The sequence below is a fragment of the Microcoleus sp. F4-D5 genome (assembly GCF_036704885.1).
GTDB lineage: Bacteria > Cyanobacteriota > Cyanobacteriia > Cyanobacteriales > Microcoleaceae > Microcoleus.
This window is the reverse complement of sequence record NZ_JAUBSX010000009.1, coordinates 54,861-73,912: the sequence shown is the minus strand read 5'-3', so window position 1 is coordinate 73,912 and position 19,052 is coordinate 54,861. Positions and strand designations below refer to the sequence as shown.

The 19,052-nt window shown below is 46.1% G+C and carries 20 protein-coding genes, 1 tRNA gene and 1 pseudogene; 10 read left to right on the top strand and 12 right to left on the bottom strand.

What is annotated here, in order from left to right:
• Positions 1-156: 156 nt before the first annotated feature.
• Entirely contained in the window at positions 157-633 is a 477-nt protein-coding gene (locus tag QUA80_RS06680) for a DUF4079 domain-containing protein (protein ID WP_333422679.1), read from the bottom strand.
• A 214-nt stretch (positions 634-847) separates the two neighbouring features.
• On the opposite strand from QUA80_RS06680, the pseudogene QUA80_RS06675 reads away from it, so the two are divergent.
• Both QUA80_RS06675 and QUA80_RS06670 read left to right on the top strand, forming a co-directional pair.
• A pseudogene (locus tag QUA80_RS06675) lies at positions 848-1,810 on the top strand (IS630 family transposase); the annotation flags it as partial.
• Positions 1,811-2,072: 262 nt separating this feature from the next.
• Positions 2,073-3,119 (top strand): endonuclease/exonuclease/phosphatase family protein, encoded by a 1,047-nt coding sequence (locus tag QUA80_RS06670; RefSeq protein WP_333422558.1) that lies wholly within the window; start codon positions 2,073-2,075, stop codon positions 3,117-3,119.
• Positions 3,120-3,134: 15 nt separating this feature from the next.
• Here QUA80_RS06670 and QUA80_RS06665 read toward each other — a convergent pair whose 3' ends face one another.
• Positions 3,135-3,344 (bottom strand): hypothetical protein, encoded by a 210-nt coding sequence (locus QUA80_RS06665; RefSeq protein ID WP_333422556.1) that lies wholly within the window; start codon positions 3,342-3,344, stop codon positions 3,135-3,137.
• Positions 3,345-3,641: 297 nt separating this feature from the next.
• Between QUA80_RS06665 and QUA80_RS06660 the strand changes: the two genes are divergently transcribed.
• Positions 3,642-3,812, top strand: a complete 171-nt coding sequence (locus QUA80_RS06660; RefSeq protein ID WP_333422555.1) for a hypothetical protein — start codon at positions 3,642-3,644, stop codon at positions 3,810-3,812.
• 154 nt (positions 3,813-3,966) lie between these two features.
• Here the strand turns inward: QUA80_RS06660 and QUA80_RS06655 are convergent, their stop codons facing one another.
• Both QUA80_RS06655 and radC read right to left on the bottom strand, forming a co-directional pair.
• Positions 3,967-4,311: a DUF1815 family protein gene (locus QUA80_RS06655; protein ID WP_333245150.1), complete on the bottom strand. Its 345-nt coding sequence runs from the start codon at positions 4,309-4,311 to the stop codon at positions 3,967-3,969.
• A gap of 316 nt (positions 4,312-4,627) precedes the next feature.
• Positions 4,628-5,359: a RadC family protein gene (gene radC, locus QUA80_RS06650; protein ID WP_333422553.1), complete on the bottom strand. Its 732-nt coding sequence runs from the start codon at positions 5,357-5,359 to the stop codon at positions 4,628-4,630.
• A 64-nt stretch (positions 5,360-5,423) separates the two neighbouring features.
• On the opposite strand from radC, the gene QUA80_RS06645 reads away from it, so the two are divergent.
• The 3 genes from QUA80_RS06645 (at position 5,424) to QUA80_RS06635 (ending at position 7,351) form a co-directional block, all read left to right on the top strand.
• Positions 5,424-5,732 carry a hypothetical protein gene (locus QUA80_RS06645; protein ID WP_333422551.1) on the top strand — a complete coding sequence of 103 codons (309 nt, stop codon included), beginning with the start codon at positions 5,424-5,426 and terminating at the stop codon, positions 5,730-5,732.
• Between the two features lie 307 nt (positions 5,733-6,039).
• Complete coding sequence (locus tag QUA80_RS06640; protein WP_333422549.1) at positions 6,040-7,056, top strand: succinate dehydrogenase/fumarate reductase iron-sulfur subunit; 1,017 nt, start codon at positions 6,040-6,042, stop codon at positions 7,054-7,056.
• A 103-nt stretch (positions 7,057-7,159) separates the two neighbouring features.
• Positions 7,160-7,351 (top strand): chlorophyll a/b-binding protein, encoded by a 192-nt coding sequence (locus tag QUA80_RS06635; protein ID WP_333422547.1) that lies wholly within the window; start codon positions 7,160-7,162, stop codon positions 7,349-7,351.
• A gap of 403 nt (positions 7,352-7,754) precedes the next feature.
• Here QUA80_RS06635 and QUA80_RS06630 read toward each other — a convergent pair whose 3' ends face one another.
• The 5 genes from QUA80_RS06630 to psbX all read right to left on the bottom strand — a co-directional run bounded on the left by QUA80_RS06630 (position 7,755) and on the right by psbX (position 12,696).
• Positions 7,755-8,375, bottom strand: coding sequence for a pre-peptidase C-terminal domain-containing protein (locus QUA80_RS06630; RefSeq protein WP_333422545.1), 621 nt, complete (start codon positions 8,373-8,375; stop codon positions 7,755-7,757).
• A gap of 138 nt (positions 8,376-8,513) precedes the next feature.
• Positions 8,514-9,965: a trypsin-like peptidase domain-containing protein gene (locus QUA80_RS06625; RefSeq protein WP_333422543.1), complete on the bottom strand. Its 1,452-nt coding sequence runs from the start codon at positions 9,963-9,965 to the stop codon at positions 8,514-8,516.
• 109 nt (positions 9,966-10,074) lie between these two features.
• A complete protein-coding gene (locus QUA80_RS06620; RefSeq protein WP_333422541.1) occupies positions 10,075-11,199 on the bottom strand; it encodes a redoxin domain-containing protein in 1,125 nt (374 codons plus the stop codon).
• Between the two features lie 281 nt (positions 11,200-11,480).
• The gene (locus QUA80_RS06615) at positions 11,481-12,293 is read right to left on the bottom strand and encodes a Ycf66 family protein (RefSeq protein WP_333422539.1); all 813 of its coding nucleotides are present in this window, start codon (positions 12,291-12,293) and stop codon (positions 11,481-11,483) included.
• Between the two features lie 280 nt (positions 12,294-12,573).
• Positions 12,574-12,696 carry a photosystem II reaction center X protein gene (psbX, locus tag QUA80_RS06610; protein ID WP_333422537.1) on the bottom strand — a complete coding sequence of 41 codons (123 nt, stop codon included), beginning with the start codon at positions 12,694-12,696 and terminating at the stop codon, positions 12,574-12,576.
• A 124-nt stretch (positions 12,697-12,820) separates the two neighbouring features.
• Between psbX and QUA80_RS06605 the strand changes: the two genes are divergently transcribed.
• Positions 12,821-13,105: a YggT family protein gene (locus tag QUA80_RS06605; RefSeq protein WP_015176974.1), complete on the top strand. Its 285-nt coding sequence runs from the start codon at positions 12,821-12,823 to the stop codon at positions 13,103-13,105.
• A gap of 67 nt (positions 13,106-13,172) precedes the next feature.
• Here QUA80_RS06605 and accC read toward each other — a convergent pair whose 3' ends face one another.
• On the bottom strand, positions 13,173-14,528 hold the full coding sequence (gene accC, locus QUA80_RS06600) for an acetyl-CoA carboxylase biotin carboxylase subunit (RefSeq protein ID WP_333422535.1): 1,356 nt from the start codon (positions 14,526-14,528) through the stop codon (positions 13,173-13,175).
• A 228-nt stretch (positions 14,529-14,756) separates the two neighbouring features.
• Between accC and QUA80_RS06595 the strand changes: the two genes are divergently transcribed.
• The 3 genes from QUA80_RS06595 (at position 14,757) to QUA80_RS06585 (ending at position 15,278) form a co-directional block, all read left to right on the top strand.
• Positions 14,757-14,840: transfer RNA gene (locus QUA80_RS06595), tRNA-Leu, on the top strand.
• Positions 14,841-14,860: 20 nt separating this feature from the next.
• Positions 14,861-15,034, top strand: a complete 174-nt coding sequence (locus QUA80_RS06590) for a hypothetical protein (protein ID WP_333422533.1) — start codon at positions 14,861-14,863, stop codon at positions 15,032-15,034.
• Positions 15,035-15,065: 31 nt separating this feature from the next.
• The gene (locus tag QUA80_RS06585) at positions 15,066-15,278 is read left to right on the top strand and encodes a helix-turn-helix domain-containing protein (protein ID WP_332973393.1); all 213 of its coding nucleotides are present in this window, start codon (positions 15,066-15,068) and stop codon (positions 15,276-15,278) included.
• A gap of 68 nt (positions 15,279-15,346) precedes the next feature.
• On the opposite strand, the gene QUA80_RS06580 is transcribed toward QUA80_RS06585, so the two are convergent.
• The gene (locus QUA80_RS06580) at positions 15,347-16,801 is read right to left on the bottom strand and encodes a hypothetical protein (protein ID WP_333422531.1); all 1,455 of its coding nucleotides are present in this window, start codon (positions 16,799-16,801) and stop codon (positions 15,347-15,349) included.
• A 53-nt stretch (positions 16,802-16,854) separates the two neighbouring features.
• Positions 16,855-19,052, bottom strand: a 2,198-nt coding sequence (locus QUA80_RS06575; RefSeq protein ID WP_333422529.1) for a CHAT domain-containing protein, incomplete at its 5' end; no start/stop codon positions are given.

Sequence of the window (19,052 nt, the reverse complement as noted above, 5' to 3'; positions counted from 1 at the left end):
CCCGACCTTTAAAACTGGTAAAAACCCGGTTTCTTTGGTATTTATGCGTCCAGGACTATAGATAAAAAACCCTATTTTTGGCCGCCCGTGCGTAAGTTATCGCAAAAATTCTTTCCTGACATTCTTTCCCTTCCCCTTCCCCTTCCTCTTCCTCTTCTAAATAGACAGCCCCAATTTTAAACCGAAAGCTGCGTGCAGCACCATAAGTGCAAGAGCCGCCGTGCCTAAATAAGCGTGAACCGCGCGCAGTGCTAGTTTACCACCCCCAAAACCCGTTAGCGAAATCAAGCTGCCAACAGCCAGTAAAACCAGGACTGCCGAACCCGTCCAAAAATGCGGGCTTTCCATTACTGGCTGGTGCTGCATCACCAGCGACAGCAAGCCGCCTGTATAGCCCAAAGCTAAAAACAGAAACATCCACGGTGCAAGCTTGCGGTGATCCGATCGACTTTTGAGTGCGACATCTTTATCGGTTGCCAAACGTCCTTGCCATCCCGTATACCCGACAAAACTGCCCATCGCCAGTACCACGATCCCCATCATTACAGGGTGCCCCCAATGGGTAATTGGTTCGGGAATTCCCAGACTGCGAAATTGACTGGCGATGGGTTCTAGTAGTTCGCTGAGATCGATCGTTTGCTTGAGATTCCTAACTTCGCGATCGCTAATTTTGATTTAACCAACAACTTACTCTAAATATAGCAATTATAATTGATTTTTGAACACCCATGTGATAAAAGTTAAAAAACATAATAAACAGAAAATTGCCAAAATACATAGCCAGGTACTCAATCGCAAAAATCAAGAGTTAGATGGTTTTATTCAATCAATTTCAAATTCTCTATAACTTAAACTAGCATTTGTAGTTAAATGGAGTTTGTCAGGGATATCTTATCGTCAAAATATTAAACTGTTAAACGTTTAGTTGGTGGGATTTATTAGTAAATGGAATAATAAATTTTTAATCTGGAAGTGAAAGGGATGAACCTGTCGTACAAAGGGAAGCAGGGCTACTTAAGTAAATCAGAAAAAGCCGAAATAATTCTCTGGTTAAGGCAGACAGCAATGTGGGATTTGGCAGAATTAGCTATCTATATATAATCCAAATATGGAGTAATGTATCAATCACAACGCCCGTTACTATTATTTATTTAAATCAGGTCAAATTAGTTATAAAAAGTCTCAAAAGAAGAATCCTAAAGGATACCCAGAATTGGTATAATCTCAAAAAAAAGAAATTAACGAGTATTTAGAAACATGGCAGTCAGATATAAAACAAGGTAAGTTATGTGTGTTCGTGTTAGATGAATGTCATTTGTTGTGGGGAGATTTATGTGGGTATGTTGGGGTAAAAAGCGCTCGTAGAGTAGAAGTAGAAATGACCGATCAAAAACAGAGGCAAACCTATTATGGAGCCTTAGACTATGGAAATAAATATTTTTTAGTACAGCCCTATGAAAAAGGAGATTCATCAAATACAATTAGCTTTTTAAAATATTTGATAAAACAACGCCTCAACTCAAGAATGACAATCATTTGGGAGCGAGCTATCATAAATCACAAGAATTAAGAGAATATTTAAAATTAGTAAATCACGGAAAACCTCCCGAAAAATGGCAAATAAATTGTATTTTATTTTCCCCGAATGCTACCGAACAAAATCCAGTCTAAGATATTTGGTGGCAAGGAAAGAATCTTTTAAATAAATTTGCCTATCGCTGTAAATATTTTGCCATAGTAAAGAGGTTATTTATGTTTTTTCGTTTATAGTCAAATATTTGAATTTCCCAAACTTTATATGTATGGTTAGTGTTCACAACTCAATTAGGAGCGTTATATATGATAGTAATATTGTTTATTAATGCTGACAAGCTTAATGAAGTTTGACAATACCGATCGCCATTTTCAATCACTGTTTCCAGCCAGAAGTCTGTATAAAATAAAAGAGCCGGACACAGGAGAAGTGTATTGCCTAGCCTCAGCAGGAGAGCGGCCATTTCAGTTAATTTGAGCTGACAATATCCTGTTTTTTGTCCGCAGACCAGTAAGAGGATGCTATTGCAGACGGCGCTATGATTAAGTCTTACCGATTTTTGCAGCGAATTGCTCAACTTCTCGCCTACGCCTACTCAGCACTGATTGTCGGCTATCTGATTCTGAGACGGATCTTTTGGGACAGGCTGTGGCCGGTTGCCTTGACCGGGGATTTTGTTCCTTGGATTTTCTTGCCCATCTTCCTGCTGCCAATTGTAGGGTTTTTTCTGATCGAGAAACGCTGGTTCGCGATAGTTTCCTCTGTGGCTGGCATCTGCCTGCTGGGTTGGCTACACGTCACCTACTTTTCTCCCCAGCCCGCGAACATCAGTGACTCTCAGCCAACCCTCAAGGTTTTTTCTCTCAACCTCGGCTGGCATCACGAATCCCCACAAGCTTTGGTTAACCTAATTCAGGAAGAAAAACCAGACCTCATTTGTTTGCAAGAAATTAAGGAAGATTACGCCGAAGAAGTATTCTCTAAGTTGAGTGCATTATACCCGCACCACCTGGGGCGCGGATACCATGTGATTCTCAGCAGATATCCGATTCGCTCTTTCCAAAAGTTACAGCTAGCCGCTGGGAACGAACCACAGGAACGAGCTATTATCGAAATGAACCAGCAAGATGTAGTTATTTATAACATTTCAACAACCCCACCGTGGTTTCGCCAGCATAAAATTTTGCCTTTCCTCAAAATCCCAGTTTACGAGTACGGCGACCGGCCGGCACAAATTCAAGATTTAGTGGGGCGACTCCAGAAAGAAACGCTGCCGACTATTGCCGCTGGGGACTTTAATTTGACTGACCAGTCTCAAGATTACTATTATTTGAGAGCGGTTATGCAAGATGCTTTCCGAACCGCAGGACTGGGTTTTGGCTTTACTTTTCCTAACGGGTGGGATCTGAATTTACTGGTTAAACAGTTAAATTGGAAATTAACTTTTCCCCTGGTGAGGCTTGACTATGTTTGGTATTCTCAGCACTGGGGGGCAAAATCAGCCAAGGTTTTACCAACAATTGGTTCAGATCATCTGCCGGTGTGGGCAGAACTGGGGATGCAACCGGAATTGGGACGAGTGTAGGGGGTGCGCAACACTTTACTGGGGCGACCACAAGGACATTAGTGTCAATTTGATCTCTGGGCCAAGATTGTGATGCTGTTGGCGAATCCGTGAAGGGTGACACCCCACATTTGCTTCCGTCGCACCCCTCTTAGATCGTTTCCGGTAATTGTCGGCAATTACTTGTTCTATCCCTGTTGTTCTTTCTTCTTCCTTCTTGGCGTACTTGGCATCTTGGCGGTTCATTATTCAACCCCCCCAAGGCAACAAAGTATTGATGCGCCAACAGTCTAGTGGAATTCGCGGCTATCCAAACCAGGAATTTTAGACAAATGAAGATGTTTTCAATCAAGCCCAGACGACTAATGGCTGGAATTAAGCCTTACTGGCTTTGCAGTTGACTCCTGAATCGGCCGTAGGCCATAGCTGGCGGTCTGCCCTTCACCCCATCTTCACAGCCTTATCCTCACTCTGGATGTTAAATTCTACCTGCCTGCTCAAAGTTAATTTCAAGTCTTTGACTTTTGAATGCCAAAGTTTTGAATGCCAAAATTAGAAATTAACATCGCAGCCGAGTCGCAGTCAGACTTCTACTTTTTGCTAATCGCTCTCAAGGGAGAATCGACTGCTAAAAAAACTAGAGGTTCCAAGTTTGACAATTTTTGCATAAAGTATGCCGTCTGCCCGATGAGAGTTCGATCGACTCAGCGCTAAACTGAGCGTCTGAAGGCACCCTGAGATCACCCTTGTCTGTTGAACAGGCATCGCTCTGCAATACGTGAACCCTCTCAACTAACTCGTTGGGGATTCGGTTGTCGCAGACAAGCACCGACTTTCTTGCGTCGCCTTCCTCGGAACCGTGCAATCGCTAAACTCGCTGCGCCTTCGCTAAAGTAGCTTCCGAAGGTTGGATTTGATACTTTACGAGATTTGCCAGTTCTTGTAACTGACTAATAGCTTCTGCACCTTCTAGTTTCATCAATTCGCGGTCGTCCCGCATCTCAGTCCAAGTGATACCGTAATCTGACACTAAAAATCGAATCAGATGGTTGTCCGTCAAACTGACCATAAATGAGGCACTGTTCATCTGACCCCCGCAAGTGTAGCAGGATGCCAGATAACCCCGATGCTCCAGCACGATCGCTAAAGCTTGGAGGTTCATTACCAAATCTTGAACGAATTTACGGTGTTGTTCTGCAAGTCTCAGAAACACGTTCTCCTCCTATCACCACACCGTGTATTTTACATCCCATTTAATAATTTCTTAATAAGTGGGTATTTAGGTGCTGGTTTAGTATACGTTTAGTATGCTCAAAAAAAATCGGATTAGCGACCTCTTCAGCCTACCTATAATAGATTAACCGAGTTGGGCTAGAAACTAAGTATCAGCAGCGACATTCAGCCAAAACAGGCTCTAGTCCGGGACTCTAGCCTGAACATTCGCCTGCTGTCAGGGCTGATTCAGCCGTCGCACAGCCCAAAGATACAAATAACTAATGACAGCAATCAAATTAGTTAAGTATAAGAGTTCAATCCCCCTGAGGATACTCGTCCCAAAGCGTCGTAGTCTGCCGCAAGCTCCGAAAATCGCCATTCCCCAAAATCAAGTGATCCAGTAGCGGAATCGACAAAAACTGCGCTCCCGCCAGCAACTGCCGCGTCAAAGCAATATCCTCCGGGCTGGGTTCCACAATGCCCGAGGGGTGATTGTGCGAGATAATCGCCCGTGTCGCCCCTTGGCGGATCACCTCCCGAAATATATCCCTCGGGTGAGCCAAAGTTTCCGTAGCTGTGCCGATCGTAATTATCTGAGTACCCAACAGCCGATTTTTCACATCCAGCAGCACCACAGCAAAACGTTCCTGAGACTGCCACATCAAATCCTGACTCAGGGCATCCGCCGCCGCTTGCGGAGAGTCAACGACAGCCATTTCCGGCGGCCGCGACTGAAACACCCGCTTCCCCAACTCCACCGCAGCCAAAATCCCCGTTGCCTTAGCAGGCCCAATCCCGTGAATCTGCGTCAACTCCTGAACGCTAATACTGCGGAGCACAGCCAGAGGGTCGCGCTGGTGCAAGCTCAACTGATTTAAAATATACTGTCCGAGCCCGACGGCCGAAAGTTTGCCTTTTCCCTGTCCGGTACCGAGGAGAATTGCAATCAATTCCGCAGTCGCCAAGCTTTTGGGCCCACCGGCCATCAGCCGCTCCCGCGGCCGTTCGCTCGTTGGCAAATCGACAATTCTCAAGCTGTAAGTCATAGCTGCACCAGCACCGCAAGCTCAACAATTAGATGATTTTAGCCGATCGATTTGCGTTCTTCAATTGGTACAATCACCGAAAAAAGCCTTCATCATTAACCGAGGTTTTTGGCAGAGCAAATCTAACGCAGTGTTTGGCAAGCGATCGAGTCTCGATCTCGATGCCATACAAGTGAGGTGCAGACTCAGCACCTACGTTCAGCGAAAAAGTCCGCTTACCCTAAATTCTGGCCATTCAGTTGAGGCCAGCAGCCCCGAGGAAACTGGTTGCGGCGGCTTAGGTGCTGTAACCCCAAGCAAAACGAACGAAACTGCCATCAACCCGCCGTACAAGGCAGCCGATCGCTTGCGAGTGTCCAGTCCCACCCATTGAGGATTTAGCAAACCCAGACAAAAGGCCGGCGTTGAAAACATGAAAGTTAATACAAACAAGCTGGACATCACGCACCTCCGACTAGCGAATTGCAGCGATTAATTACTTTTATCTCCTATTAATAGCTCAAAAATCCCCTTAAAAAAGTTGCAATTATCGGATTTATAACTTAAGAATTATTGCTGTCGAGCAAACAATAATAAAAGTTGTTAAATATCTGACTTTAGGTAGTTGTTAAAAAAATACAAGCTTTCTATCAAGTCGGAAAATTTAGCTTAAAATAGACATTAAATTCCTTACTCAAAATATGAAAGTCCGCTTTAACGTAGTCCGCCAAAATCAAAACGCGCCTCCCCGAGTTCACACTTACACCATAGATGTGGAAGAAAGCAATACCATCCTCGACTGCCTCAACAGTATCAAGTGGGAACAGGACGGCACTTTAGCTTTTCGCAAAAATTGCCGCAATACAATTTGCGGCAGTTGTTCTATGCGAATTAACGGTCGATCGGCATTAGCTTGCAAAGAAAATGTGGCCGGCGAACTCGCAAGACTGCAAAAAATAGCCGATTCCAGCTCAGCAGAAAAGCCTGCCAATTTTATCCCAGAAATCACCGTCGCCCCAATGGGAAATATGCCGGTCATTAAAGATTTGGTTGTTGACATGACCAGTTTTTGGGACAACCTAGAAGCAGTTGAACCCTATGTCAGCACTGCCTCGCGAGCAATTCCAGAACGGGAATTTCTGCAAACTCCAGAAGAGCGATCGAAACTCGACCAAACCGGCAACTGCATCCTCTGCGGCGCGTGCTATTCTGAGTGCAACGCCCGCGAAGTCAACCCGGAATTTGTCGGCCCCCACGCCCTCGCCAAAGCTTACCGCACGATCGCCGACTCCCGCGACAGCGAAACCGAAAATCGGCTCGAAAAATACAACGAGGGTACTGCAGGCGTCTGGGGATGCACCCGCTGTTACTACTGCAACTCGGTTTGTCCGATGGAAGTTGCACCGATGGATCAAATTGGTAAGATCAAACAAGAGATTCTCGATCGCAAAGACGACCAAGCCAGTCGATCGATCCGCCACCGCAAAGTCTTAATCGATCTCGTCAAAGAAGGCGGCTGGATAGATGAGCGCAAATTTGGCATCGAAGTAGTAGGAAACTACTTCCGCGACGTTCAAGGTTTGCTGAGTCTGGGCCCGTTGGGTTTGAGAATGATCGCTCGCGGCAAGTTCCCCCTGTTTTTTGAGCCTTCAGAAGGTACCGAAACCGTGCGAAATCTGATCGAATCGGTTCAAAGTTTAGAAAAGTCAGCAGATTAGCGATCGGCTGTCATTTTCCTGGTAAATTACAAGTTGTGCGATCGCAAAGTTTCCCCAAAATCATCACTCAAAACTCGAAACTTAAAACTTTTAAATGACTTAAATGACTGCTCAAACTCCTCCATCCCCAAAACCGACAACCCCAAATACCCCAAAACAACCAGAACCAGCGTTTGGGTGGAATGCCTATGCAGAACAAATCAACGGACGATTTGCGATGGTGGGGTTCGTGGGACTTTTGCTGCTAGAATTCTTCACCCGCCAGGATTTTTGGACATGGCTGGGTCTGCGTTAAATTAATCAAAATTAATTAAAAAGGGAAGCTGAAAAATTATCGATATTTCAGCTTCCCTTTGATTTTTAATGCTTATTTAGGATCGTCAATTAAATAATTTCCCTTTTTTGTTGTGGGATGGTCGTCCCGATCGCCCAGAAAGGACGGGCGGGACGCCCATCCCACAACAAACAGGAAAAGTGGATTTTATTTAATTCTCATTTCTTAAGATACAGTTTATCAAATTAGAGGTAGAAGATTATAACTTTTATAGTTGCAAGCAAACAGATGAATTGACTGCATCGGTATCGCAAACAATGTGTTGTAGAAGTAATCCGGTCGATCGCAGTTACTTGTAGTGCGATCGACCTAGGATTATCGGGACACGGCAATGCCGTGCCCTGACTCCAAAGTTTTGTTTAAACTAATTCCCAGTTGTTTCACGGACTGTCAAACTGTACTTGCCTCTACCTTTTGGAGGCGGATCGTAAGCATTGACAATGACGCGGTAGCGACCGTTCGCAGACAAAGTAACAGTAAGCTCAGAATTGGAATTTTGCTGCGTGGTATCATCATTTTCTGCAAGTAGCTCGCCCTGGGAGTTGAAAATAGCGAGATAAGTATCAAACTCGGTACTTTCCACGGTAACAACCACTTTCTGACCCTGAGTGCCTTCAAAGGTATACTCATCGTACAAACTGCTGTCCGAGGGCAGTACAGAAGACTTAGCAGGGGTGAGTTCTCCGTTTTGCTCTAAAATGACTTTAGATGAACCCGGATCGGGACTCGGCGAAGTTTCTACAGTTGGACTCTGAGTTGGCGAACTCTGTGGTGATGGCGACGGATTGGGGGTTGCCTGAGCTACAACAGCCTTGCCAGCAAGCCTCGCATCAGGTAAATTTTGAGGAAATTCTGCTGAAATGAGGGTGGAACTGCTGTTAGCAACTCCACTTGAATTTGAAACTGGCAGGGAGAGATTCGGCTTGCCAGAAAAAGTAGCTAGTAGAGCAATTGGCGCGATCGCCCAAAATCTAACTTGACGCATGAATTACCTCGATTTGCAAAGAAGAAGGAAGGAATAAGTCAGTAGTCAGTAGTCAGTAGTCAGCAGTCAGTAGTCATGAGTTATTTGTTAGGTGCTACCAATGCCCTGTTTGGCCTGTTTGGCCTGTTTGGCCAATTTTCACCGGACAGTTAGAGTGTAACGACCCCGACCCGAAGCGTCGTAAGCATTGACAATTACGCGGTAGCGACCCGTAGCGGGCAAAGTAACACTCAAAAACGCATTTTTAGTCGAATCGCTCGCATCGTCATTTTCTGCCACTAATCGGCTGTTAGGACCAAAGATAGCCACATAGGGATCGAAATCTGTGCTTTCGAGGGAAATCACTACAGACTGACCCGATCGACCTTCAAAAGTATACTCGCGATACAGACTGTTGTCAGACGGCAATACTGGGCCGCCTGCGACTAAAGCGCCTTCTTCTTGCAAAATCGCCCGAGAAGGTGCGGTAGGAGCACTCGCTTTCAGTTCTAACGTATAAGCCCCGGACTGCCTAGCTTGGTAGGAATTTGCCACTAACGTGTAAGTCCCGTCTGCTGGCAGCCTGACTGTAATTCTGGCGTCTTTACTGCCTGCCCCGTCATCATCTTGCGCGATTTCGCGCTGGTTGGGCCCGAGCAAAATTAAATAAGGGTCAATTTCTTGACTTTTCATTTCTATTGTGATTTGCTGGCCGGCTTTTCCCTCAAAGGAGTAGAGGTCAAAAAAGCTGTTGTCGGTTGGCAGAACGCTAGACTTCTCGGTGAGGAGGCCGCTGACGGCGGGCCCGTTTAACGCAACTTTTTGAGGTGATTTGTTGCCACCAAAGGGCGATCGGGCTTGAGCCACGCGGGGAGCTCGCCCTTCTCGCACCGCTGTCAGGAAAGCGGGTAATTTGTCTGCGGAAATTGCAAAACCGATACCGATATTGCCTCCACCCCGACCGCGAGTAAAAATAGAACTATTGACGCCGATTAATTCTCCTGAACTGTTGAGCAGCGGGCCTCCTGAATTGCCGGGATTGATGGCGGCGTCGGTTTGAATTAAGCCCCGCTGCTGGTCGATGCGGCTGACGATTCCGACTGTAAAAGTACCTTGAAATTGACCGAATGGATTGCCGATCGCAAATGCTTGTTGCCCGACTTTCACCGAACCGGGACGGGCTAAAGGAATGGTAGGTAAATTATTTTGACCGCGAATCTTCACCACGGCTAAGTCTAGACCTTCTTCGCCGAATCCGATGACATCGGCGACAAGTTTTCTGCCGTCTGACAAAATGATATTGACGGTACCGCCTGCCGAAACAACGTGGGCGTTGGTTAACACCATGCCGTCAGGGCTGATAATTGTGCCGCTGCCGTTAGATTTATCTGTATCGACGGTAACAACCGCCGGACTGGCCTTTTCGTAGACTCGAATGTTGGTTTGTTCTTCGACATTTTGGGCGATCGCACCTTGTGAATGCACCGAGTTAAATTCCGTTGAATCTGTTGATTGCGGCCCAGGGGATGCCGTCACAACCGCAGCAGCGCTGGCTGTTACCCCAACCGTTAAAATTCCCGATACTGCTAAACTTAGAAGTTTGAAATTCATGGCGATCGATTAGTATTTAGCGATCGGCAGCTAGGAATTAGGTTTTGTGGCTAACCGCTAACTACCTTCTCTAATTATTTTAGGACTTGCACCGCGGTAGTGACCTTCCTCACGCCGGTTCTCCAATTCGGGAATCTGAGTCAGCAGCAAGATACTTGAAATTAGCTTTCCGCACCTCGGCATCCTCATTGCCGTAGAAAAATGACAGCAAAGCAAAACGCTGGCCGCTAATCACGGGAGTCGCTTCGTGCAGCAAAGAACACGAAAAAATAATCGCCGTGCCAGAATCGCCTTTATAACCGTGCGGCGCGTACTCTGGAAACCGTAAAAATCCCCCCTTGTACTCTCCCACATTCAAGTTTAGCGTCATCGCAAACCGGCGGTGCAGCGTAGCTTTGCTAGTGTTGTCGCGGTGTGGCTGAAAATAACCGCCAGTCTCGGCATCATAACAACCTATCAAATACCGTTCAAACCTGGTAATTGTAAATTGGAAAGCTTTTTCTATTTCCGGCCGCACCCGGCGGAAAATAATCGCACTCAATTGTCGCTGGAAATCCTCATCTTTAATAAAGAAATCTCGGCGCTTCTTGAAACTGTCGTCGTGCAGGCCAACTGTTTTCCCGTCTATTTGCCTCATAAAGCCCGACGGACTGCCACCGTCAGCTTTGTACATATCGATCAAAGTACGGCAAAATTGTTTGTCCAAAACGTTAGGAATTACTAACACCGGTGCGTGGCGAGTAGCGGCTCGGGCTTCCTCAATTGGGGGCAAACTTTTGAGACAATCTAATACTTGCTGGGCGTGTTGCTGCGGTTCGCCCATCGGCAATATATTAACGATCTGAAGGTTTTCGTTGAGAACAAAAGTTTGTGGTGCATAGTGAACTCCCGCAACTCCATTTTCTTCGACATCTCGGAAAACACCGTACTGCTGGCTGACTTGTTTGTCTAAGTCCCAGAAAAATATGAATGACGGAGCAATTGTTGTCGGTCTGTTGTGTTCTTTGTCTGCTGGGTCAACACTCACTCCGAACCGCGGTACTTGCAAGCTTTGGAATTCTTCTGAAAGTTTTTGGAAGCTTTTAAGGATAACTTGGATTTGTTCAAAAGCTGTGCTGGCAAAGAAAAACAGCACGACTCGCCGGCCGGCAACCGTCGAGAAATGAAATAAGGGGTTATTTGTAGAAGGAATGGAAAACCAGGGAGCCGGATCTCCTATTTCGAGTAATGGCATCTTGCTGATTGGATATTCGGGATTTTATATTTAGATTATTATGCTGTCGATTAGTTCCACAGGTTCGGTATGTAAAAAAATATATATACAAAAATTAGCTTTTATCTGTGTATATCTGCGTTTATCTGCGGTTTCAAACTCGTAATTTACCGTCTTTTTAATAACTATAACATCAGAGAATAAGTAGATGGGTATCCATAAACGCCACTTAGAGTTCAGAAGTTTCCCAAACCGGCTCTGCGGGATAAATGTTTAGTTTCACCCATCTACTGAGTGTTTGCCTATTTGTCGAAACTGGGGGAATTATCCGGTTGGTCTTCCGGGTATTCTACAGGTCGATACTCCACGTAATCTGACGGCGGTGCTTCCACGTCGCGGTTGCTGGGGCGAGACCTCGATGTTTCTGCAGGACGGGGTTTTTTGGTTCTCGGCGGGGTATCGGATCTGCGGTTTTCCGAAGCAGGGGGGCGACTGCTGCGGCTGCGGGCCGGTCTTTCTTCGGGGTTGTCTGTAACGTCCCAGTTGTCAGACTCTTGGGCGGGCGGGGCTTCTGGGCGAGAGGGACGTTTGCGCGACGATCGTCGATCGGGCGAGTCGGGCTTGGTGGTGTTAACGCTGCCGTTGCGATTCGAGGGACGGCGGCGGGGTTCGTCGTCCTCGGCTTCCCGGGAGGAACGGTAGTCTTGGCTGCCTCTAATCCGACGACGCTGCGGATAGTCTTCTTCTGGTTCTAGCTGCTCAATGTCGGCATCGTAGCCGTCGTAAGCGTAGGCGTTGCTGACAGGTCGGTCTTCATCTATGTATTGAGCGCGACTTTTGGCTTGGGCTGTGGTCGCTCCCCGTAGCTTAATGCTTTCTGCTGCAAAAAATATTGCCGAACCGGTGAGCAGAAATTGACCGAAGGCCAGAATTGGGTCAAGCCGCCATCCTTGAAATAACAGAATACCGCCGCACAGCAGGCCGACTGCTGCAAAAAAAATATCGTGGTCTCGGGCTAGTTTGGGACGCCACGATCGCAGAAAGTACAGTCCTGCCCCTGCTACTGCTAGGATGATCCCTAACAGGCTGCTCCAGTTCAATCCTAAATTGACCATTAGCCTATCTCCTATGTCTTTCCTATGTTAGCGAGTTAGATTTTACATCTATCATTAAGTCTGTTATCCCGACTGTGCTTTCTGGGGCAGCGTCCGGTCAGGGTTTCAGCTTGGGAAGTGAGTATAATAATGAGTTTAACGGGAAAAAACCTCAGCTTGGCAGTCAACTGAAGGTTTTGCCTTGACAGTTGCTGGTAGCTGAGGTTTCTCAGATCGGGAAAAGGCCTGAGGTGCAGGCGAAAATTGACTTTTACGCCTGACTCGAAGCCCCCCAGACTTTTTAGTAGGTGCGCTTGATTTTGTCTTTTTGGCTGATGAAGATCAGGGCGACCGTTGTTGGAATCACTACCACAGCCACGCCCACCAGCAGGCTGTACAAAAAGTTCGCGAGAGAAGGAGTCATAGATTCAAAGCCTTTGTTACAACAATTTGATTTTTATTAATTTTATACTTTCGATCGCACCTGTCAAACGGTTAAAATTATGAATAGCAGACTTAACAAAACTTAAGATTTCGAGATAAGACCCATGACTGGTATTACCGTTGCAAGTTGGATTCTAGGCTCTGTCCTAGTGCTGATGACTTTGCTCTTTATTTTTCGGATCGTTCTGACTTGGTATCCCGAGGTGAATCTAAGCAAGTTGCCGTTGAGTCTGATTGCTTGGCCGACGGAACCTTTTTTAGCCGTAACTAGAAAGATTGTACCGCCGATCGGCGGGGTGGACATTACGCCGATTATTTGGGTCGGTATCTGTAGCTTGCTGCGAGAAATGATTCTAGGTCAGCAAGGGCTGCTGACGATGATGATGTAAGAGTTGGCGGTTGACTGTTGACTGTTGACTGTTGGCGGTTGACTGCCAACTGCCAACTGCCAACTGACTAATGAGTGTTTTGGTTCAAGAACTGTTCGACAAAATTGGTGTAAACTTCGCCGCACAGAAACTCGGGGGAATCGAGGATTTTTTGGTGAAAGCCCAGCGTGGTGGGGACGCCGGTGATGGCGCATTCCCGCAGGGCGCGTTTCATGCGCCGGATGGCTGTAGGTCGATCGCGCCCCCAGACGATCAATTTACCGATTAAAGAATCGTAGTAAGCGGGTATTTCGTAATCGGTGTAAACGTGAGAGTCCATCCGCACGCCGGGGCCGCCCGGAGGCAAATAACCGCTGATTCTGCCGGGGTGAGGTCGGAAATTGCGATCGGGGTCTTCAGCATTGATGCGGCACTCGATGGCGTGGCCGTTGAGAATTACTTGGTTTTGCTTGATTTGCAGTTTTTCGCCTTGGGCGATGCGAATTTGTTCGGCTATCAAGTCGAGGCCTGTAATCATCTCGGTGACGGGATGTTCTACTTGGATGCGGGTGTTCATTTCCATGAAGTAGAACTTGCCCGATTTGTCAAGCAAAAATTCGACTGTGCCGGCACCCGTGTAGTTGATGGATTTGGCTGCAGCGACGGCGGCGTGACCCATCTGATCTCGGAGTTTCTGGGTGAGGGCTGGGCTGGGGGCTTCTTCGAGGAGTTTCTGGTGTCGGCGCTGAATGGAACAATCTCTCTCGCCGAGGTGGATGACGTTACCGTAGTTGTCGGCGAGAATTTGGATTTCGATGTGCCGGGGTTTTTCGATGAATTTTTCGAGGTAAAGTCCGGGGTTGCCGAAGGCTGCATCGGCTTCGCCTTGGGCTGCGGAGAACAGTTTGGGGAGTTCGGATGCTTCTCTCACTAGCCTCATCCCCCGGCCACCACCGCCGGCGGTGGCTTTGATCATCACAGGATAGCCGATGTCGCGGGCGATCGACAAAGCTTCGTGTTCGTCCGCCAGCAATCCGTCGCTACCGGGAACTGTGGGGACTTTCACCCGCTGCATCGTTTCTTTGGCGGTGGATTTGTCGCCCATCGCCCGCATCGCGGCAGCAGAAGGGCCGATGAAGGTAATTTGATGGTCGGCGCAGATTTCGGCAAAGCGGGCATTTTCCGAGAGGAAGCCGTAACCGGGGTGAATGGCTGCGGCGTTGCGCGTCAGGGCGGCCGCGATGATGTTGGGGATGTTTAAATAGCTTTTGCTGCTGGTGGGGGGGCCGATGCAAACGGCTTCGTCTGCCAACTGGACGTGCAAGGCGTGTTTATCTACGGTGGAGTGAACGGCGACCGTGGCAATCCCCATTTCCTCGCACGTACGCAGTATGCGGAGAGCTATTTCTCCCCGATTAGCGATTAAAATTTTCGAGAACCCCATCTTCGCTGCTTAATTCACTCAATATTCTGTACAATAATGCCTTTCGGTATGTTCTGGATAATCGTTTTCCAGAAATTGTTCATAAAAATTTATTTTACATTTTGCTGGTAGTGGTGCTATGATTGTAAATCGGCGGTGCAAAAGGGCAAGTCACAAGTTAAATGTCAGGAACCTCAACCTGTGAATCTTTAACTCGTAACGAAAAAATCCCGGAGAGTGCCAGAAAGAGCGGATGTGGCGGAATTGGTATACGCGCACGCTTGAGGTGCGTGTGGCATTATGTCCTTGCGAGTTCGAGTCTCGCCATCCGCATTGAATATGTAAAACAACTGTTGACAGTTTTGGCTGTCGGCAGTTGTTTTATATTGAGTGGTTTTTCTAGAAAGTCGATCGAGTACGGTAGGGTGCGGATTCATCAGATATCTTTAAGTGCGATCGAACTTCTGACAGATCCGCACCATACAAAATACTGTTTAACTGTCGATCGACTATTGTGTTTGAATTAAAAACATAGATAGTTATCGTTTGTCAAGTAGAATGGGGTTAGTTAGGTTCCGAATCCGAGAGTTGGCTGACGAAAAAGGATGGACGCTAAAGGATGTTGCCGATCGATCGGAGGTTCCGTACAGCACAGTCAGGCACTATGCGCGATCGGAAGGACTAGCAACGGTTGACATCACATCCATTCAAAAAATAGCTCGCACCCTCGATGTTTTGATTGAAGAGTTGATGGATGTTGTCAAAGAGTAAACAGATTTATCAGTAAGTCGCGAGAATATGACTGCGAAAATGTAATTAACAAAGAAAGCAGAGGGCGATTACACATCCCCAGAGGGAAGTTGATTTTGGGGACTAGGTAAACTTGTCTGCTGAGGTGATGATTTAGCGTTGAGGAGGCGTTTAGTGAAAAACCAAGCCAACCATCCCAAGCCTCCACCGGATAAACAACTAAGTACAACGGCAATAATGAAGGGATGCGGCGGTAGCAGAGGATGTTGGGGAGAAGGGAAATCCCAAGGTTTTTCCATTAAGGGGTAGCCGGCTGCTACGATTCCGGCAAAGCCGACTCCGACACCGATGCCGGTACCGACTGCTTGAATCGTGTTTTGTAAATTGCGATCGCGCTCTTTTTCTTTTTCCTCTTTTTTCTGTAAAGTTTGTTGCAGTTGGCGATCGGACTTGGCTTGTTCTATTTCCACCAAACCCCGCAATGTATTGATAAATTCGCCGATCAAGTCTTTACCCGGCTGGATATAACTGAGGTAGGTTTCTATTTGGTCGAGATAGCGCTTGCAGGTATTTTCGCCAAACTCCCGCCAACTGGGAATATCGCCCGATCGCCAGAATTCTTGCAAATAGTTTTGATAGTTTATCTGATTGGTTTTAATTGTGGTATAATGCGCTTGCAGATTTCTCAGTTGCCGTTGATACTGCATTGATAGTTCTGGCATTGATTCCAGAAGTTTTTGCAGTTCTTCTAAAGGCAAATCTTGCTTGAATTCTTTAATTTTTGCTTCTAGTTCGCTATAAATTTTTCGGGATTTTTTATAACTTTCTCGCCCTTGTGGGTAGACATATTCTATTTTGTGGCGAGTCCATAGCGCGCCAAATAAATTGTCATAAGCTGAGGTAAAGTCTGGATTGATGGCTTGATTATTAATCCAGACTAAAATCTTATAGAGTTTATTCGGCTGATTTTCTTGTTTAATTTCATATTCCAATAATGGAACATTCAGTAATTTACCTTTACCTTCATCGACTAATCTAGCTGTAAATTTAGTGTTTTTCAGAAAATTTGTCACCAATGTATCGGCTGCATCTTGACATTCTGCATCACCTACTGCTGTTTCTCCGTAAAACCAGATGGTTTCACCGAGGGTGTTTTCGGAACAGTCTAAAAAGAGGCTGCTGGGTTCAAATAAATAGAGTTCTTCTGGTGCGATTTCTCGATCGGGATTTTCGGGATATAAAGCTAAGTCGAAGGCGTAGGTATCGTTCAATAAAAAGGGTTGCAGCTTCCCGCCGATCGCTAATCCATTTTGGTTAATGGCAGTAAGTTCGATCGGCTGTTGTTCTTTGGTCAGCCAGAGATTGATTAAATTTAATGATTCTCCTTTGTGCTGGAAAACATTTGATTCGGAATCGAACTCATAACACGCTAATTTTGATTTCAAATCTTTTAGTTCAGTGAAAGGCAGTTTTTCGCTGAGTTTAATTAGATTTTCCCAGATTAAATCGGCTTGCGGTGAAACTCGATCGAGAGGTTCATTCAAGGTCTGATTTAGATGGAAAAAACAAACACTGATACTAAAGTTTTTCATGGAGACTAGGGCGTATCTTTATTTTGTTCGGGAGGTTTTTCGGGGGCGACAATAAGATTTTCTATGATTTCCTTCAATATTTGGCTTTCTTGTCCCGGCTTGGTAGTTGATTGCGCTCTATTGCCTAATTTAACTCCCGCTTGCATTAACTTAGTATTGTATTTTCGCCTGATTTCTGGTTTGTCTTGCAACCAAGTCTCAATAATTTTGATATTCTCTTCATCATTGTCTGTTAATTTACCTTTGAGAGAAACTAGGGCATCTCTCAGGTTAACAAATAAATCTGATTCTTTAATTAATTCCTGGAAAATTTCTAGTTTGCTGGTGCTATTAGCCATGTTTTGCTCTCCTTTGCCAGCGGCACAGAAGCCGGCCCAATGATAGGGGTTTTGATAAATTTTAGCACTAACTCCTTGAGTTTCTTTCTCTTCTTCCAAGCAGTCTTGTAAGATTTGCCGCCAGGTATCGTCTAAAAGGTGACTTTGGTTTGTCCAGTCGAGGAAGCCTTGGATGTCGGTGTCTCGTACCCAGATTTGGGCCTGATTTAATGCTAGGGCGAGTTTACCCGGTTGGTGGTAGAGGTTTTCGTAGGTTTTGATGAGTAAAATTGCTGTGGAAAAGGCATTTACTGACCACAGGGTGACGTATAAACTGGGACTACCAGCTAGTAGGAAACCGCTGGTAAGGCTGATGTATTCGTCGGTGTTGTCGAGTTGGACTTGTCCGGTTTCGCAGGCGGAAAGGGTGACTAGACTGCATTCGCTGAGGTTGAAATAGCAGATGATTTCTTCTAGGGTGAGAGTACCGTCGGCTAGTTGCAAACCCGATTTTAGCGGATCGTTGGGGTCGAAGAAACCGTGACAGGAAAAGAACAGATGATGGCTGTCGGCGACTCTTTCGGCGATTTCTAGTGTTTCCTTTGATTTGGCGCCTTTTTTGGCATCTTGGCTGGCTAATACTTCTGGGCTGGGGAAGATGTTTTTGATGCTTTCTACTTCCATGTCGGCAGCCATCAAGTCATCTGTGGGATTTTGAATGGCGAATAATTTATCGAATTTACCCCGTTTGTATTTTTGGACTTGGTGGAGAATTTTGCAACTGGGGGTGTAGGAAACTCCATTGTCGAAGCAGTCAACGAGACAGGGATTTAGAGGGCAATTTTCGTTGTCGCGGTGAAAGCGCTGCCAAATTTCCCCGCTGACAGGGAGGGCGTGAATTGGGAATAAATGCAGGTAGCGGTGGGGAATCAGGATTAGTTTATCGCAAGTTTCGGGAATGGCTGCGAGTATTTCATCAATGTGGAGAATTTGGGCGAGGTTTGCTAGTTTGGTTCCCAGGCTGTTTTGCCATTGTTGGCTGTTGCTGTAATAATCTCCTAAATATTCATTTGTCCAATCAGTTAACTTGTCTAAATCTGATTCATTAAATGATAAGAATTGTGGTTGGGAGTTGTTATTGGTGAGCGTAAAAGCACAAAAGATATTATTCAAAATGTACCATTCAACAATTGCTGTTTTTTGACCTGCTAACTGCTGAATATCACCAAAATTGAGAGGTGTATAGGGATATTTTGCTGCTAAATCTTGGCGAAGTTGGTTGATGGTGTCGTAGTTTTTCTCTTCAGCTTGTTTTAACCGTTGATTTTCCTCAGCAATTCTCAGCCTTAACTGTTGCAACTCTTGGCGCACTTCGGGAGGGATTTCTCCTTGGGGATACAAATCTTTTACCGATAGCAACTCGATTAAGTTTTGCGCCTTGGAACGTTCCGCATATTCCACAGCTTCGGTGTAGCGTTTCAGTTCGATGCAAACTTCTACCATGCCAAGGTAAAGTTGATTCCATGCTTCGGCTAATTTCTGTTTGTTTTCATCCCCAGATTCCTCACCCCGTAAAATTTCTACTGTTTCCATCGCTAGGGCGTAATTATCATAGGCTAGTTGCCATTGCTGGTTGCTTCGGTAAAGATCGCTTAAACCATATAAAGTTACTGCATGATTTTGCGGGAAAGCCTCACGAGTTATGATTGTTAAAGCAGCCTGATAAAACTCGATCGCCCTTTCCAGATTATCAGCCCGCGAACCGTTGATTCTGTCACTGTAGGCAGCAGCTAGGTTATTTTGAGTCATTGCCCATTTTTCGGGGAAATCCTCAAGGGTATAAACAGTTAAAGCAGCCCGATAAAACTCGATCGCCCTTTCGAGAT